Source organism: Desulfobacter hydrogenophilus (assembly GCF_004319545.1).
Classification (GTDB): domain Bacteria; phylum Desulfobacterota; class Desulfobacteria; order Desulfobacterales; family Desulfobacteraceae; genus Desulfobacter; species Desulfobacter hydrogenophilus.
Genome location: NZ_CP036313.1, coordinates 4,073,220 through 4,087,933, shown reverse-complemented (window position 1 = coordinate 4,087,933; position 14,714 = coordinate 4,073,220). Strand labels below are relative to the sequence as shown.

The following is a 14,714-nucleotide window of genomic DNA, read 5'->3' as shown; positions in this document are numbered from 1 at the left end:
TGTCAAATTTGTTTTTGATTTAAACTTGTTGTAGCGAAACACCAATAAAAGCAGAGTTACAAAATAATGTAACGGCGTAAGAAAAATTCAATAATGATCTGTGGTTTGGCGTTTTTCAAAAATGAATCAAACAGAAATCGGCGTCAAAACATATGAGGATAAAATACAGGCAGGCCAACCTCGGATTATACCAAGGATGGCCTGTTAATGCAGATAAGTTGTGGTAAGGATTATTGAGGAGGGAGATCTGATATAAATTCCAGGGCAAGATTAATATCAACAAATTGGTGGTTTAACTCCTTTGCCCTGTCCCGGCAGTCTGTACAGATTTCTTTAAATTTGCGCATATCGCCCTTAACGGACATATAAATCTGTTCAACGGCTTCCTGCTGGATATCTTTGTATTTTTCAATGAAGTCCTCGACCTCTATGGGATACAAAATCAGGGTTTTCAACCGGCTGAGTATATCAGGATGGTTCCGGCTCAAATAAGTTCTCACATTCGGAAGTCCTGCAAATACGATGGGAACCCCGGCATCAATAATCCTTTTAACTCAACTTTCGGAGGAGTAAATTTACACCCCCAATAATTCCTCAGGCCTACTTGAAAAACCGAAATACTTGAGAGCTTGGCCCATTACCTGATCAAGCATCACTTGAACCATACGCTCGGTAAAATTAAATAATTGCCGAATATTTACCAAAGCTAAACGCATGATCCGCTCCAAAGAAACCATAAAAGACAAATTGGTCATCTCATCGTTACAGGCCCTGAAGAGCTCCCCGAATGATCTCTGATCCATACATTGCCGCTGATAAAGGCTGAGAATATTATACCTGGCAATAACCAGAGATGTATGGCCCACAAGGCCATCGTAATTTCGAATTTGTATTTCCTTCACCAATTTTAAGTGCTGTTTGCACATTTTGAAAAAGACCTCTATATCCCAACGTTTGCCGTACAGACGAATGATTTCTTCATTAGGAAGGGCCAAATCTGTCGACAGGAGTGCAAGCCAGCCACGTTTTTTATCACAGGGAACAAAAATGATTTTTGCCTGCTTGCCGTTGGAAAGAGTAACAATAGCTTGGGCTTTGACTTTTGCTCTTCCTCGTTTTTTCTTCAATTTTCCATAGAGTTCGGACAGCCTAAGCTTTTTGCCTTGATATTCATAAAGCCATTTTGGATGATCTTTCAGCATGCATATGACGTGTATGTATTCCCGCAAATTTGCGATTGCTGACGGCATCGAAAACCAACTGTCCATTAAAATATACTTAGCCCGGACACCCATATCAAGGGCTCTTTTTACCATCGGTACGAGATGGGCTGTGGTTTTTGTAACCGCTTCCTGGCGGCGATGATATCCGCAGGTCCTTTTATCAATATCAGGATTTATTTCATTGTATCGATTCTTTTTGTCTACAGATGATAAAAGGGCAAAATCAAGTCCAAGAAAACTGTTACCGTCAGACCAGCCAAGAGTCAGCATCCGGAATCCTTTGATGTACTTCATATCTGTATGATCAAACACCCGGGATAAAAGCTCGACTTTTTTAGAACGGTTTCTGCTATAGGTAGAATCGTCGAAGATAAGAACTTCTTCAGAAGAATCATCAAGGAGCTTTCTGATGATAAAATAAATTCGGCGGCAGAGCTGAAGGGTAAACCGCCGCCAGTTATATGTTGGAGAGTTCAAAAAATTGTAAGCGGCGTCCTTATCGACATCAACTTTTTTATTTTTCACAATGCCCTGGTATAAATTCTTGTTGTGAAATGCCAAGTTAAATAGGGCTGTGAAAATGGCAAGCGGTGAGGCTCCTTTGGTTTTAACGATTCCTGATTGATTCAATAACTTACCAATTTTGAATTTTGTAAAATAATCATTGAGTACGCCGATTTGTTCTGAATTTGTCATTTGATTTTCTACGTTGGTAAGGGTAGTATTCATTTTGGCGAATTTCCTTTGTATGAAATGTTTGTTTAGTGGTAAACAAAGCGTATCATATAAAGTGAAATTCGTCAATTTAAATAATAAAATCAGTTTGTTGTGTTTTTATTCACTATCATTTTTAATCACCGAAAGTTGAGCCGTTTAAGATATGGCCAAACCCGGGTGTCCAAGTCATTGGCCTCATCTATAATGATAAAACAATTGGAGAGATTACAGATCATTTTCAGGTACTGGGGAGTTCGGCGGTAGGTGGCGGTGGCCTCATAATTTAATTCCTTAAGTATCGCGGCCAGGGTTTCATGTATGTTGAACAGAGACTCAACCCATACAGCATGGAGCTTTTTGGGATGCAGCAATTTTAAAAACCGAGTTTTTCCTGCACCAAAATCACCCTCCATGAGCACGCTTTGGCCTCTGTAGATCCGGTTATAAGTGGCAGCCAAGTATGAGACCCTTCGTTTATCACTGATAAAATCCTCTTTCATGTTATGTCTCCATGGGATGCATAAATGGCTACATGGTTCGTATTTAACGATTTTTGGCAATCAAGCATAAATGCATTGAACAGGGCCTGATTTTTACGGTCATCCGGCTGGTTTATCTTTTTTGTGTAATCCGCGTACCTTGATTGATTATGATCAAGCACTTGTTCCGCCCGGGCCAGGGTGAGGCCCTTATGAAAAACGTCGACTAAAACAGGCCGGTCAACGGCCATATTGTGCTTTTCTAAAAGAGCGATAATGGTGTCAAGTTCATCAGGCGGCACAGGCGAAGGTTCTGGTGCCGGCGGTCTGTCAAACGGCTTTTTTGCAATGGCTTCGCCCAACAGTATACCGTCTTCACCCTGCTCAAAAATAAAAAGCTTGTCCTTGTATTTGGATATTTTCACCGGTGTGCTTTTATGTTTGCTGAACTTATCTGCACCACGGGTCACATAATAATCGCGCTTGTCATGGCGGATGGTCCTGGTTTTGGATACGGTGGCTTTGATTTTCCTGTAGCCGTATTTCATATATTCCTGAACCTGGTCCGGGGTAAAATTCAGGGTATCTGCCTGGTTTGATAAAAAATCATCAAATTTCTGTGCCGGCACCCAGGCACTGACCACCCCGTCTTCGGTAAAATAATGTTGTGTATGATTATGTTCGTTACGATATTCGCTGAGCATAGTGCTGCTCCTTAGTTCCTGAAGGCTTATATCAAGAAGGGTTACAGTAATTTTTTCCTTTCTTCCCCGCTTGAAGTCATATTCGGTAACGGTTTTCACAATCCTGTCCTCAAAGGCTTTGATAATACGTATTTCAAAATTGTGCAGGCTCCGGTGTGAAGATTCTAGATGTGCCTTATCTTTGGGTGAATACGCCTTTGAAAAATCCGGTGCCAAATAGAAGCCTTGCGGTGTAGAATGCTTCAGGTTAATGGCATTGATGGGGCGTTTTAGATTTAAAAATCCTTTTGCCTGGTCAGGTCTGATACCAATTTTTTGCAAAGGCAAAGGGGTACTCAACAAAAAACGGGTAAAAAGATCCACAGAGTTCAGGCTGCTTTCGGTAAAATAAAAGTCCAGAATAAACATTTTCCTGGAAGCGGTATCAAATATTTCAATTACCTGTGGTTTTTGCCAGTTACCGTGTTCATCTCTGATCCTTAAATATTGAAATTTACAGCCGTCAACCTGGATCAAAGCAAATACCGGCACCGACTTGAAGGCATGCATTACCGGGACCTGATCCTGCTTATCCTCTTTTTCCAGGTAAAATTTGAGATTTTCCCTTTTGACACATCGCCGAAGTGCCGGAAGACTGATGGTTCTGCCCAGCTCTTGTTCAAGCCAGTGATGATAATTTTTAATGGTTCTGGCTTTCCGGGTGATAAAAATGAATCCCTGGGATGAGGGGTCGCATGACGCCTTGACCATCTCAATAAACCGTCTTTTGGTTTGCTCATCTATTGCTCTGGGCCGTCCGCTGCACTTACGGCCTTCCATAATTCCTTTTTCAACCAGTAAAAGGGGCGCCGGGATAATTCCGGTTTTCTTGTACTGGTCCTTGTAATATTTTTTGGACCGTCTCTTGGTAGATCCGGTTTTATTCATGATTTTTTTGTGCAGCAGTAAATGAAAGCGGTCATCAATAGTCAGGTCATCCATTATCTGCCCCCTTTGATACAATCTTTTCGTATATGACCCGATGCCACAACAATGCTGCCTGGCGGGAGGTCTTCTGCCAATGATCATGCTGAGCCACACGGACCTGTTCAAGCATTGCCTTTACAACAGCCATGTATTCATGGGTAATTCGATCTGTCAGATCCGGTTTACTTACCGGAGCCGTTTTCTGGTCCTCAATAAATTTTTTGATATTTCGTGCGGTCAGTTCCATGCCACTGTTTATAATCGCCCTCCAGATACGGCGTTGTTCTATGGAATCCATTTGAGTAAGGGGGCGGATCTGGGATTCGTTGGCCGGCAGTTTGTCTCCAATTGGAGACAGGTTGTAAATTACTTCATAGGCTCGAATCAGCCGGTAAGCATGGGCTTTGCCCATATCCCACCGTGCCCTGGTATATGCCTCAAATGACTCAAACAGAGCCTGCTTGTACAAACGATTCTCACGAATTTCTTTCAAGGCTTGGCCGATTTTGTAAAAACATTCTTGATTTCGACCAATCAGGGTTTCAAGCTCAAGCAGCCGTTCCATACTCACTGCCCTCCCGGCATAGGCCTGCCGACCATAGCGGCAAGGGCCGTCAATTTTGCGGCCTGAACCTGGGGTACAGTATTTATTTGTTTCAAAAACAAGACACTATCCCTAAATCCATAGCCCTTGATTTTCATGACAAGGTCAATGGTATTAAAATTTTTTTCGCATCTGAAGCACCTGGCCAGGTTCGTGGCTGGATTTACAGCGGTTTGAAATTCATTGCACAAAGGGCATAGAAAACGAAAATAACCATCTCTAATCTTGGATAGAATCTGTAAATGGTCCCTGATCAACACATCTACAGGGATATTGTTTCTCAGTTCAAATAATTGCCGGGATGAAAATCTGTTTTTCACAAGACACCTCCTTATTTTTAAAATTTCAGGTGCTTTTTTATATCACCGGTTAGAGTCGCCTGTCAGTTGCCTCTTAAACTGAGATAGAGATTATTCTGTTGATATCTACTTGTATTATCAGTTGGTTATCCTCATGATGTCTCTTAGAATCAAAACTCGATTAGTCTGTTAATATCCCTTTATATTACAATGAGTTATTCCAATCATGTATCTTAAAATCTATACTCGATTAGTCGTTTATGCCAGAGGGTCTTTTATGGGAATCCCTGTATTTTTTCATTGTTATGGCTGATAACCTGGGTAACCAGATATTGAATGATAATTGCCGGCTTGATCCCGTATTCTGCTATAATGACTTCCATTGGCAAAACAGGTTTTGTCTGTTTTTGATATGAAAGCGAAGGAAGGTTCCCAGATGTTTGTTGCTCCTCAGCTTCTTCAAGTTTTTTTGCCAGATAATTGTTTTTGCAAACAGCTTTGTTTTTCCTGTTCCACTTTTCACATTGCCTTCGATGAAGCTCTTTTTGGCAAGCCGAACGACATGTTTTCTGCCGCCCTTTTTGTCTTACATCAGGGGTGAACCATTTCCGGCAAATAGAGCAAGGTCGTCTTCCACGTGAATTCTTTGCCATTATTTCTTCTCCAAAATTTGAATCAGGGAGATTATATGTACCAAATTTTGAAAGAAGCAGCGGCGAGGTCTATCGGCGGGATAGGCGGGGTATGATTTTTTATTTGATTGGCGGGATATAGCGGCGGGATATCTGCCCGTTACATTATTTCGTCATGAAACTGCGGGGTACGCGTTACACTTTTTGAATCTTACCACACCACAACTTGTACGCGATTCATGCTGTGATTAAATATTGTAACTTATAGATTTATTTGCTATTTCATTTTTATTGGTACACCCATATTCATTGACCCCTCTTTTCTCCAGTTCACGTTTATAAAACACCTGGACCACACCTCGGCCCCATGCCTTACCCATTACAGTCACAATGCTCTGTGAATTTAGTCTTTCTTTAATTTCTACCCAACCCATACCGGAATCTTTCAACCCGCTTATTTTTGAAAACAACCACGCTTTATAAACTTCCTTGTCTGCCCGATCCGGGATTTCATCCGGTATGTGACCCGATGCCGGTTTTTCATCAAACATTTCGGTTTGGCTTTCACGGGTAGGTATGGTTGATTTATCGCCCTGAACTTTGTTTGTATTATCGTTAATATTAACGCTTAAATTATCATTAATATTGCTTTCTTGGTCCTGGCTGGCAGTATAGATAGCAATTGCCTTTTCAATGATCTGCCCGAATGACAGCGGTTTGCCGGCCCGGGAAAGGATTACCGGAATGTGAAGCGACTCGTTTTTTGTACCTGGTGCTATCTCCACAATAATCCCGCTTTTTTCTTCATGGGTGCGGATGTCGATATTCACAGAGACTTTCCTGCAGAGCAGTTTTCCGTTCTTGCGTATGTTATAAGCCCCTTTCGGAATCTTTTCAAATCCAGCCACTTCCTTTAAAATTTGTTTATCGATAGCATTCAGCATTGTTTTCCTCACGGCATAAATCATTTAAGGTACAGATACCCTGATCATCCAGCATCACTTTGGCACCGTCTATATCGCCGGTATAGGCGATTTTTCCGCCTTTAATCAGCAGAAGAGTATCGGCTGCCTCAAGAAAGGCCCTGTTATGGCTGACCACAATGGTGGTGTTGTTGTTTTCCCGGTTCTCCCTGCGGATGAGATCCACCATGGGCCGGATAGTCCACAGATCAATACCCGTATCCGGCTCATCATAGATTGCCAGTTTTGGACTTCTTGCAATAATGGTGGCCATCTCAATCTTTTTGATCTCTCCACCCGAAAGTTTTGCATCCACGGATTTGTCAAGAAAATCCATGGAACATATCCCTACCCGGGAGAGAATTCTGACCAGTGTATCTTCATCGTCCTGTCCCGATGCAATGGCCAGCAGATCCCGGAAGGTGATGCCCTTAAACCGGGCTGAATGCTGAAAGCCATAGGCGATACCGGCCCTGGAGCGCTTATCAATGGCCATGTCGGTGATATCTTCATCCATGAACCGAATCATACCCCGGCTGGGTGCATGAATCCCCATGATCAGCTTGGCCAAAGTAGATTTTCCAGAACATTACTGAATTACTTTCATACTTTTCAATTTGCCGGTCGCCGGTCAATGCTGTCTTTTAATTGTGCGATCTCTATGCCCAGACTATCGTCGATACACAACTCGGCATCTCCGCTCTCCAGATAGGTTTTCAGCTCCTTGCCGTCCCTTATGAGGCTGACGTACCATTGATTGATTTCGTCATCGTAATTCACATTAAGATCAATACCGCACTTACCGATACCTGGAAAAATCTTCCTGATTTTTTCACAAATTTCTCGTGAGTCGTAAGTCTTTTATAAGAAAATACTCTTTAATTTCAATGGGTAGTCTATTTATGGCTTTCTGAAAAATAGTTGTTTGGCATACCTGTGCCAACTTTGTGCCAAAATTATGGCACAAAAAAACAAAAAAGATACCAATTAAAATGATATTGTATATGAAAACAAACAGTTAAAATGTCAGAGAACTTACGACTCACGAGCAAATTTCTTCCTTGTTCATAATAGCTCCTTGTCATTGATTGTTAAAATCCCCCAGACTCAAGGTCTCGGGCAGGGTGAATGCCACTTGGGCTCGCCTGTTTGATATATTGATAAAAGTCGCTGTCCGTGGTGAGGATCAATACAGAATTTTTATTCGTTTTCTTTTTGTAGCTTTCAAGGGTTTGCAAAAAGGCGTAGAATTCCGGATTTTTATTGTACGCTTGACCGTAAATTTGCGTTGCTTCGGCGTCGGCTTTGCCTTGGACCTCCTGCACCTGGCGGTAGGCCGTTGAACGAATCCGGCGCAGCTCTTTTTCCATTGTGCCGAGGATCTCGGCGCTGCGACCCTCGCCTTCGGAACGGAACTGCGCGGCAATGCGCTTGCGCTCTGAAATCATGCGCTCATAGACCTTTTCACGGACGCTTTCAACGTAGTCGAGGCGCTTGATGCGCACATCCACAAGTTTAATACCGTATTGCGGGATGATCTTCTGTGCTTCCGTCAGTATTGTTCGGGTGATCTCCTCCCTGCCCCGGGCAATTTCCCTTTTAAGTTCCGCTTCGCGCTCCTTTGGTATCTCCTTCAGGGCCTCGCCCTCGGGCACTTCCCACGATGCGCTGCGCACGAGTTCAACGAGTTCGCTGCTTGACACCTGGTCGCGTACCACTGAATCAAGAATATCATTCAAACGCGACTGGGCCCCCTCTTCGCTGGCCACATTCTCCAGAAATTTTTTCGCGTCGGCAATCCGCCATCGAGCCGTGGTATCCACCCAGATGAACTCGCGCCCCTTGGTGGGAACCTGGTTCGGATCACCGTCCCAGATCAGCAGACGCTTTTCGAATCGCCGGACCTCCTGCACAAAGGGCAGTTTCATGTGCAGCCCCGCCTCGGTTATCGGTTCCCCAACAGGCCGGCCAAACTGCACGACAATGGCCTGTAGACCCTCTTCCAATGTATATAGGCCGCCATAGAGTACGATAACGATCGCCATCGCTATTGCGATGGTTACTGCTTTCAAGATAGACTTCATGGTTTTCTCCCTTGTGCGGATGCTTGCCCACTGGATTCCAATGGGAGCCAGGGCACCATGGCCTTCTGGTCCTTATCCACGATATAGACTCCTTTCATGTCTGACAGAAAATCGGTCATAGTCTCCAGATACAGCCGCCTGCGGGTAACCTGTGGCGCCTGTTCGTATTGTCCTAAAATGGCCTCGAAACGATGGGCCTCACCCTTGGCCCGGTTTACGCGTTCCAGTGCATAACCTTCGGCCTCACTGATACTTTGGGTCGCCACCCCCCGGGCTTTGGGGATTTCCCGGTTGGCCTGTTCCTGGGCTTTATTGATCGTTTGTTCTTTGTCCTGACGCGACTCGTTGACTTCATTAAAGGCCGGTTTTACGGTATCCGGCGGGGTCACATCCTGAAGTTCCACGGTAACCAGACGGACTCCTGACTCATAGGTTGTCAGGATTTTCTGGAGTTCGATTCTGGCCTCACTGGCCACTGCCACCCGTCCGGTGGTCAGTACATCGCTGCCCAGACGGTTGCCGACCGCGCGGCGCATGACCGCCTCGGTCGTGTCACGGATTGTTTTTGAAATGTCACGAACCTGGAACAGGTAGCGGATAGGGTCTTCGATGCGGTACTGGACGATCCACTGAACATCTATGACGTTCAAATCCCCGGTGAGCATCAGCGACTCGTCCTTGTAGTTGCCGCCTGAATCATAGCGGGTTTTTTGACCGGGAACGGTGGAAACCGAGACCGTCCGAAACCCGAACTCTTCTTTTAGCACACGAGCCGTGGGTAGCAGACGGACCTTTTCGATTCCGTAAGGCAATTTGAAATGCAATCCAGGACCGGCCGTACGCATGACCTTGCCAAAGCGCTGTACAATCCCTGTTTCCTCCGGTTGAACGGTGAACCATGACGTCCATAAGACCACCACCATCACGCCGAGGACAAGGATGAGGATCGGACCGCCTTTGAATCTATTAAACTGCTGTAAAATTTCCTTCAGCACGTCATTCAACGCCGGTTTAGATCCCCCCGGGAGGTGATTCTGTTCATTCATAACTGACCTCCTAATTATCGTTCTATTGTTTTATTTTTAATTTAGATCGCAACTTATGTGCCAGGCATCCACAGCCTGGTATTTTATAATCATCCTATTGATATATAGCGAATGAGATTTATAAGACTTGATTTTACAGATTAAGTAAACCGCAGAAAAAGGTCATATATAACCTTTTTTTATTCCAGATGTGCTTTAGGACCGCAACTTTTATAAAATGATTTAGCCTTCCATGCTGACTGATTACTTCTATTTGTTTTTCTTGCAGAAAGCCGAATCCGACGGCTTCTCCTTCCGTTGCTTTGGCTGCCAACGCTTTGCCAATTCAGCCAAATTTTTGCTGTGTGTCAGAATCACAATCTCGTCGTCTGTGTGCAGCGTGTCTCCTCATCGGCATGGGCGAACTTGCCTTCCCGATAATAGCAAACGACACGGGTTTCGACGGGCAGTTTTAGATCTTTGACCAAGACAGCATCTTTTTCCTTGGCGGTAAACGTTAAAATCCGGACCTCGTTTTTGAGAACCGTGGACAACTCTACGTTTTCCCTGCCGCCGATCATGTCCGCCAGATAACGGCTGATCGTGCGGAATAGGCTAATCATGTCCTTCAACCCCAACTCGTGGCAGATGACCTCGAACTGCTCATCATGAATGCTCGTCACGACTCGCTTGAATCCGAGTGATCGGCCCACGAGGCTGGCAATGACGTTGGCCTGGTTGCTATCGGTCAAACAGAACAGAAAATCGGTCTGTTCGGGATTCACTTCACCCAGGATGTCAGGCCAGCTGCCATCACCTTGCAGAAAGCTGCAGTCCATCTCTTCAGACAATTTATCCATTTTGGCCTTGTCGGTCTCGTGGAGCACTTGAGGTCAAGCCATGCCAGCGCTCAGCCGCATCGTGGCACCCACTGCCAGCGAAACGACCAGGGAAGCGATTATGACGGCCTGGAGTTGCAGAAAGGCCACTGCAACGCGCCGCTTCTTCTTAAACAATCGACAATAGAACGCCAGTGGGATCGCACCGGCGAGGCAGGGCAGCGTAATCCATAACTGTGAGGGCCTGCCGAGCGTCGATAGGCTGCCGTCATTCGGGGCAAAGCCCCCGGTAGAGATCGCCGCAAATGTATACAGCACCGCATCCAAAAACCCGATTTCCAGCGCCAGGGAGCCGATGATACCCAGGACGGTCAAACCACTTAGACTTTCAGAGCTCGCTGAGCGTATGCCCGTGTGCCACCGACCAAATCATCGGTTTCGGCTGCTGTTGCAGCCAGCCCTTTGGCCACCAGACCCGGTTGAATAACAAGCGTCGCTTTCGTGCTCAGACCCGTGGTCGTGACACCGAAAATTGCCTCAAAAAAGTCATCTATGAAATCCATCCCCAAGCCCATCATCGGATAAGACATCGCGTCCTCCTCTCTCCTTTACACCCAGGATTGCAAGCGATATTCCAACATCTCATCCAAACTATTTTTTATAAGAACGTCTGTGTAACCTCCACAGATCTTTCAACTTTCGTTGTGGGCTTAGCCTATGTGTCGATAGCCCAGGTCTACATGGCCGTTATTTAAATTTTGAAACAGCATTTTTTATACCCTCTGTAAAATCCTTCAAAGCACTTGAAGTTCCCTTACCCAATTCTTTCCAGGCCTCTCCGCTTGCCTGGCGGATATTATTCATCTTCTTATTTAACGTACAGTAGCGTTCCTCTATCACCTTGCGATCCTCTTCAAACTTTGCCCTGAATCCTTTTTCCAGATTTTTACTTTTTTCTGTCATGTCATCCATAATGGATTTGAGGGATTTGATCTGCTGCTCCAGCTTTTCGATATAAAGCGTCTTTTCACCTTCAGGCCTGCAAGTGTCTACAGAAGAGGATTCAATGCTCATTTTCTCCATCAGAGACTGGTGATATTCTTGTCTTTCAAAAATCTGGTCGGCTTTTAGGTTTGTCATGGTTTGCTCCTTCTGTCTTTTTTTATAACGGCCATGGGCCGACCTGGTTTATCAATACCCAGGCACAGCCCACAACAAAGGTTGAAAGATCTGAGTAACTTAGCTATCCTTTTTTATAAAAAACAAATTTTTCGTAAATATAGCTTACTTTTTATTTGTTTTTTTTATTCCCTCCTTGCCTCCAGTCATTGCGCCTTGACCAGTTCTTTTACCCTGGCCTTTTCCTTTCCCATGTCCGTCTTTCGGTCCCTGGCCTTTGGGTCCAGTTCCGTCTTTATTTGGCATATTAATCTCACCTCCTTTTTTCCGGCAGATGATAGTGACAGCTAATTTGTTGTCACCTGCATCAACCTTATTAATTGATCTTAGGACCGCTCGTTCCTTATTATTTCTCCACCGCGGTCAGTGCTTCGAAACCGGAGATGACGTCAAACAGTTCCTCGTCAATGCCACTTTGGCGCAAACGATGGAATGTTCGGTTAAGTTCCTCCAGCAATTCATCAATGTTTTTGTCGGCGCGTTGCATTGCCGCCAGGCGGCTGGCGTTCTCGCTCGCAAGGGATTCGGCGCACGCCCGGAAAAGCGAAACAAAAAGATATTCGTGTATAAGCGCTCGCAAGGCCTCGGTGTCGCTATTTATGACCTCGGGCAAGTTTTTCGTCGGCCAGGGACCGTCGGCCAGGTTGCGTCGCCAGGTTGCGTCCAGCGGCAGCAGTCGCTGGCTGACGGGCGCATAAACCGGCCCGGACGTGGGGCGGTTGTAGAACAGGTAAAGTTCGGAGATTTCACCCTGGTTGCGTCTATCTTCGCTCTCCATGAGAATTTGCCCGACGAGCGGAGTGATGCCCTTAACGGAATTCGGTACGGTGAAAAGCCCTAAAAGAGGAAGGCCTGCGTCCTCCAGGCGCGCATGAACGCGTTCACCAACGGCCCAGATCACGGGTTTAACCGTCAGAGCCTTGATCGCAAAATCGGCCACCACATCGTTAAATTGACCCACCAGTCCCTGGTCTGAACCGAACACGACCGCGCCAATCGAACTGGCAGCAGTCTGTCTTTTCCGGCCCGCAATTAAAGGCGCTGGTCTGCTGTTCCGCAGGCATACGCCTAACCCCAGCTCCACCGTGCGATAGTAATCGGCCAGCGCACGCACCGAATTTTCGTATTGTCCGATGCTCGAGGCCGCCACGGCCTTCATCGTGCGGACAACGGATTGGAGATCCCTGGCTCCGCTGATCTTGCACCGCAGACTCGCCGTAGTCTCGCTCATGACTCCTCCTCGGATTCAAGTTTCGAGTTGCTGTCTGTTTGCTTTTCAGGTCCGGACTCGGATTTAGCCTTGGACTGGAAGTCCGCAAGCGATTGGCGGGCGATTTGGATAATTATTTCATGATCCTCGTCGCTTAATTTTTTAGCGGTGTCCAGTCGCTCGCACACCTCTGGCGGTATATCCGCCGCTGCTTTGCGCAGGGCCTCCTCGGCGTCCGTCATTCGGTCAAGCGGTACCTGGTCAAAAAGTTCGGCAGTCAATGCCAGCAACACGGCAATCTGCGCGGGCACGGCCACCGGGGAAAACTCCGGTTGTTTGAGGCAGGCACGAATCCGTCGTCCGTGTTCGATGATCTTTCGGGTGTCTTCATCAAGTCGGGCGCCGAATCGGGAAAAGGTTTCGAGTTCCTCAAACTGAGCGTAGCCGAGCTTGAGGTCACCGGCCACAGCTCGGTAAGCCGTGCGCTGCGCCTTGCCGCCGACACGCGAAACGGATTTGCCGACATCAACCGCCGGCAGCACGCCTAATTCAAACAGCGACGGCGAGAGGTAGATCTGTCCGTCCGTGATGGAAATCAGGTTGGTCGGAATATAGGCGGAAATGTTCTGTGCTTCGGTCTCGATGATAGGCAGGGCGGTGAGTGATCCTCCCCCGCGTTCCTGGCACAAATGCGTCGCACGTTCGAGCAGGCGTGAGTGGATATAAAAGATGTCACCGGGAAACGCTTCTCGACCGGGCGGACGGCGGAGCAAGAGAGACAGTTCCCGGTAGGCCCGGGCGTGATGGGTGAGGTCATCATAAACGATCAGCACATCCCGGCCCGCTTCCATGAAGGCCTCCGCAATGCTGGTCGCAACGTAGGGCGCAATGTAAGCCAGACCCGGCGGGTCGTTGCCCTCGGTCACCACGAGGACGGTGTAATCCATGGCTCCCTTTTCCCGCAAGGTTGCCACGGCTTTGGCAACGGCTGACGCGCGCTGACCGATGGCGCAATATACGCACAGGACATCCTTGCCGCGCTGATTCAGGATGGTATCGATGGCAATGGCGGTCTTGCCCGTCTGGCGGTCTCCGAGAATCAATTCGCGCTGGCCACGCCCAACGGGAATGAGCGCATCGATAACTTTGATGCCGGTCTGGAGCGGCACCGTGACGGGTGCGCGGTCCATGATGGGCACAGCAGGGCGTTCGACGGGCAGGCGCTTGCTTGAGGCCACCGACCCATTACCATCAAGTGGCCGACCAAGCGGGTCGATAACGCGCCCCAGCAATCCATCGCCCACAGCCACGTCCATGACCCGGCCCGTGCGCTGGACTTCATCTCCCGCGTGCAGATGCCAATATTCACCCAGCAGAACGACGCCAATCTGATCTGGGTCCAGGTTGAACGCAATGCCGAGTACATCCCCCGGAAATTTAACCAATTCATCAAACCCCACACCGGGAAGACCCGACACCTTGGCAATGCCGGTGGCGACACTGGTGATTGTGCCCACCTCATGTGGGGCCAGTTGCGGCGTGAATGCTTCCCGCACCTGGCTTATTTCGGCAAACGTGCTGTCCAAAATGGTCTTTAGACTTTGAGGTTCCATGGTTTTATTCTTTTGTAATAACCCAGATTGCGTGAATTAAACCCGGAATATAGCCAAATAATGTTAATATAATATTTATCCAGAACTGCAGGCCCAAACCTACCTGTAAAAAGACACCTATCGGTGGAATGATCACCGATAATATTATACGGAAAAAATCCTTTTCATTTTCTTTCAT

Annotated in this window: 18 protein-coding genes and 1 pseudogene; all 19 read right to left on the bottom strand. The window is 46.9% G+C overall.

The window, feature by feature from the left end; genetic code table 11:
- Nucleotides 1–230 precede the first annotated feature (230 nt).
- The gene (locus tag EYB58_RS18165) at nt 231–500 is read right to left on the bottom strand and encodes a hypothetical protein (protein WP_242637425.1); all 270 of its coding nucleotides are present in this window, start codon (nt 498–500) and stop codon (nt 231–233) included.
- Nucleotides 501–575: 75 nt separating this feature from the next.
- Nucleotides 576–1,952, bottom strand: coding sequence for an IS4 family transposase (locus EYB58_RS18160; protein ID WP_131072014.1), 1,377 nt, complete (start codon nt 1,950–1,952; stop codon nt 576–578).
- A 125-nt stretch (nt 1,953–2,077) separates the two neighbouring features.
- Nucleotides 2,078–2,440 (bottom strand): TniB family NTP-binding protein, encoded by a 363-nt coding sequence (locus tag EYB58_RS18155; RefSeq protein ID WP_242637424.1) that lies wholly within the window; start codon nt 2,438–2,440, stop codon nt 2,078–2,080.
- Nucleotides 2,437–4,104: an integrase gene (locus tag EYB58_RS18150; RefSeq protein ID WP_111953193.1), complete on the bottom strand. Its 1,668-nt coding sequence runs from the start codon at nt 4,102–4,104 to the stop codon at nt 2,437–2,439. Before EYB58_RS18150 ends, EYB58_RS18155 begins: the two co-directional genes overlap by 4 nt.
- Nucleotides 4,097–4,654: a DNA methylase gene (locus EYB58_RS18145; protein WP_111953191.1), complete on the bottom strand. Its 558-nt coding sequence runs from the start codon at nt 4,652–4,654 to the stop codon at nt 4,097–4,099. The genes EYB58_RS18150 and EYB58_RS18145 overlap by 8 nt, the downstream gene beginning before the upstream one ends.
- Before the next feature lie 2 nt (nt 4,655–4,656).
- Nucleotides 4,657–5,013: a CHC2 zinc finger domain-containing protein gene (locus EYB58_RS18140; RefSeq protein ID WP_111953189.1), complete on the bottom strand. Its 357-nt coding sequence runs from the start codon at nt 5,011–5,013 to the stop codon at nt 4,657–4,659.
- 254 nt (nt 5,014–5,267) lie between these two features.
- Nucleotides 5,268–5,645, bottom strand: coding sequence for a hypothetical protein (locus EYB58_RS18135; protein WP_111953187.1), 378 nt, complete (start codon nt 5,643–5,645; stop codon nt 5,268–5,270).
- A gap of 227 nt (nt 5,646–5,872) precedes the next feature.
- Entirely contained in the window at nt 5,873–6,568 is a 696-nt protein-coding gene (locus tag EYB58_RS24170) for a hypothetical protein (protein ID WP_242637423.1), read from the bottom strand.
- Nucleotides 6,549–7,160 (bottom strand): annotated as a pseudogene (locus EYB58_RS18125) (ATP-binding cassette domain-containing protein); the annotation flags it as partial. The gene EYB58_RS24170 and the pseudogene EYB58_RS18125, both read right to left, overlap by 20 nt.
- Before the next feature lie 38 nt (nt 7,161–7,198).
- Nucleotides 7,199–7,366 carry a hypothetical protein gene (locus tag EYB58_RS18120; protein ID WP_211922916.1) on the bottom strand — a complete coding sequence of 56 codons (168 nt, stop codon included), beginning with the start codon at nt 7,364–7,366 and terminating at the stop codon, nt 7,199–7,201.
- A gap of 311 nt (nt 7,367–7,677) precedes the next feature.
- Nucleotides 7,678–8,670, bottom strand: coding sequence for a protease modulator HflC (gene hflC, locus EYB58_RS18115; RefSeq protein ID WP_111958462.1), 993 nt, complete (start codon nt 8,668–8,670; stop codon nt 7,678–7,680).
- Complete coding sequence (gene hflK / locus EYB58_RS18110) at nt 8,667–9,716, bottom strand: FtsH protease activity modulator HflK (RefSeq protein WP_111958464.1); 1,050 nt, start codon at nt 9,714–9,716, stop codon at nt 8,667–8,669. Before hflK ends, hflC begins: the two co-directional genes overlap by 4 nt.
- 353 nt (nt 9,717–10,069) lie before the next feature.
- Nucleotides 10,070–10,582 carry a potassium channel family protein gene (locus tag EYB58_RS18105; RefSeq protein WP_207309080.1) on the bottom strand — a complete coding sequence of 171 codons (513 nt, stop codon included), beginning with the start codon at nt 10,580–10,582 and terminating at the stop codon, nt 10,070–10,072.
- 6 nt (nt 10,583–10,588) lie between these two features.
- Nucleotides 10,589–10,909 (bottom strand): hypothetical protein, encoded by a 321-nt coding sequence (locus EYB58_RS23585; protein WP_207309079.1) that lies wholly within the window; start codon nt 10,907–10,909, stop codon nt 10,589–10,591.
- A 5-nt stretch (nt 10,910–10,914) separates the two neighbouring features.
- The gene (locus EYB58_RS23580; protein WP_207309078.1) at nt 10,915–11,124 is read right to left on the bottom strand and encodes a hypothetical protein; all 210 of its coding nucleotides are present in this window, start codon (nt 11,122–11,124) and stop codon (nt 10,915–10,917) included.
- 157 nt (nt 11,125–11,281) lie between these two features.
- Nucleotides 11,282–11,674 (bottom strand): sll1863 family stress response protein, encoded by a 393-nt coding sequence (locus tag EYB58_RS18095; protein ID WP_111958466.1) that lies wholly within the window; start codon nt 11,672–11,674, stop codon nt 11,282–11,284.
- Between the two features lie 385 nt (nt 11,675–12,059).
- A complete protein-coding gene (locus tag EYB58_RS18090) occupies nt 12,060–12,944 on the bottom strand; it encodes a F0F1 ATP synthase subunit gamma (RefSeq protein ID WP_111958468.1) in 885 nt (294 codons plus the stop codon).
- Entirely contained in the window at nt 12,941–14,536 is a 1,596-nt protein-coding gene (locus EYB58_RS18085; RefSeq protein ID WP_111958470.1) for an alternate F1F0 ATPase, F1 subunit alpha, read from the bottom strand. The genes EYB58_RS18090 and EYB58_RS18085 overlap by 4 nt, the downstream gene beginning before the upstream one ends.
- Nucleotides 14,537–14,540: 4 nt before the next feature.
- Nucleotides 14,541–14,714: a YqaE/Pmp3 family membrane protein gene (locus EYB58_RS18080; protein ID WP_111958472.1), complete on the bottom strand. Its 174-nt coding sequence runs from the start codon at nt 14,712–14,714 to the stop codon at nt 14,541–14,543.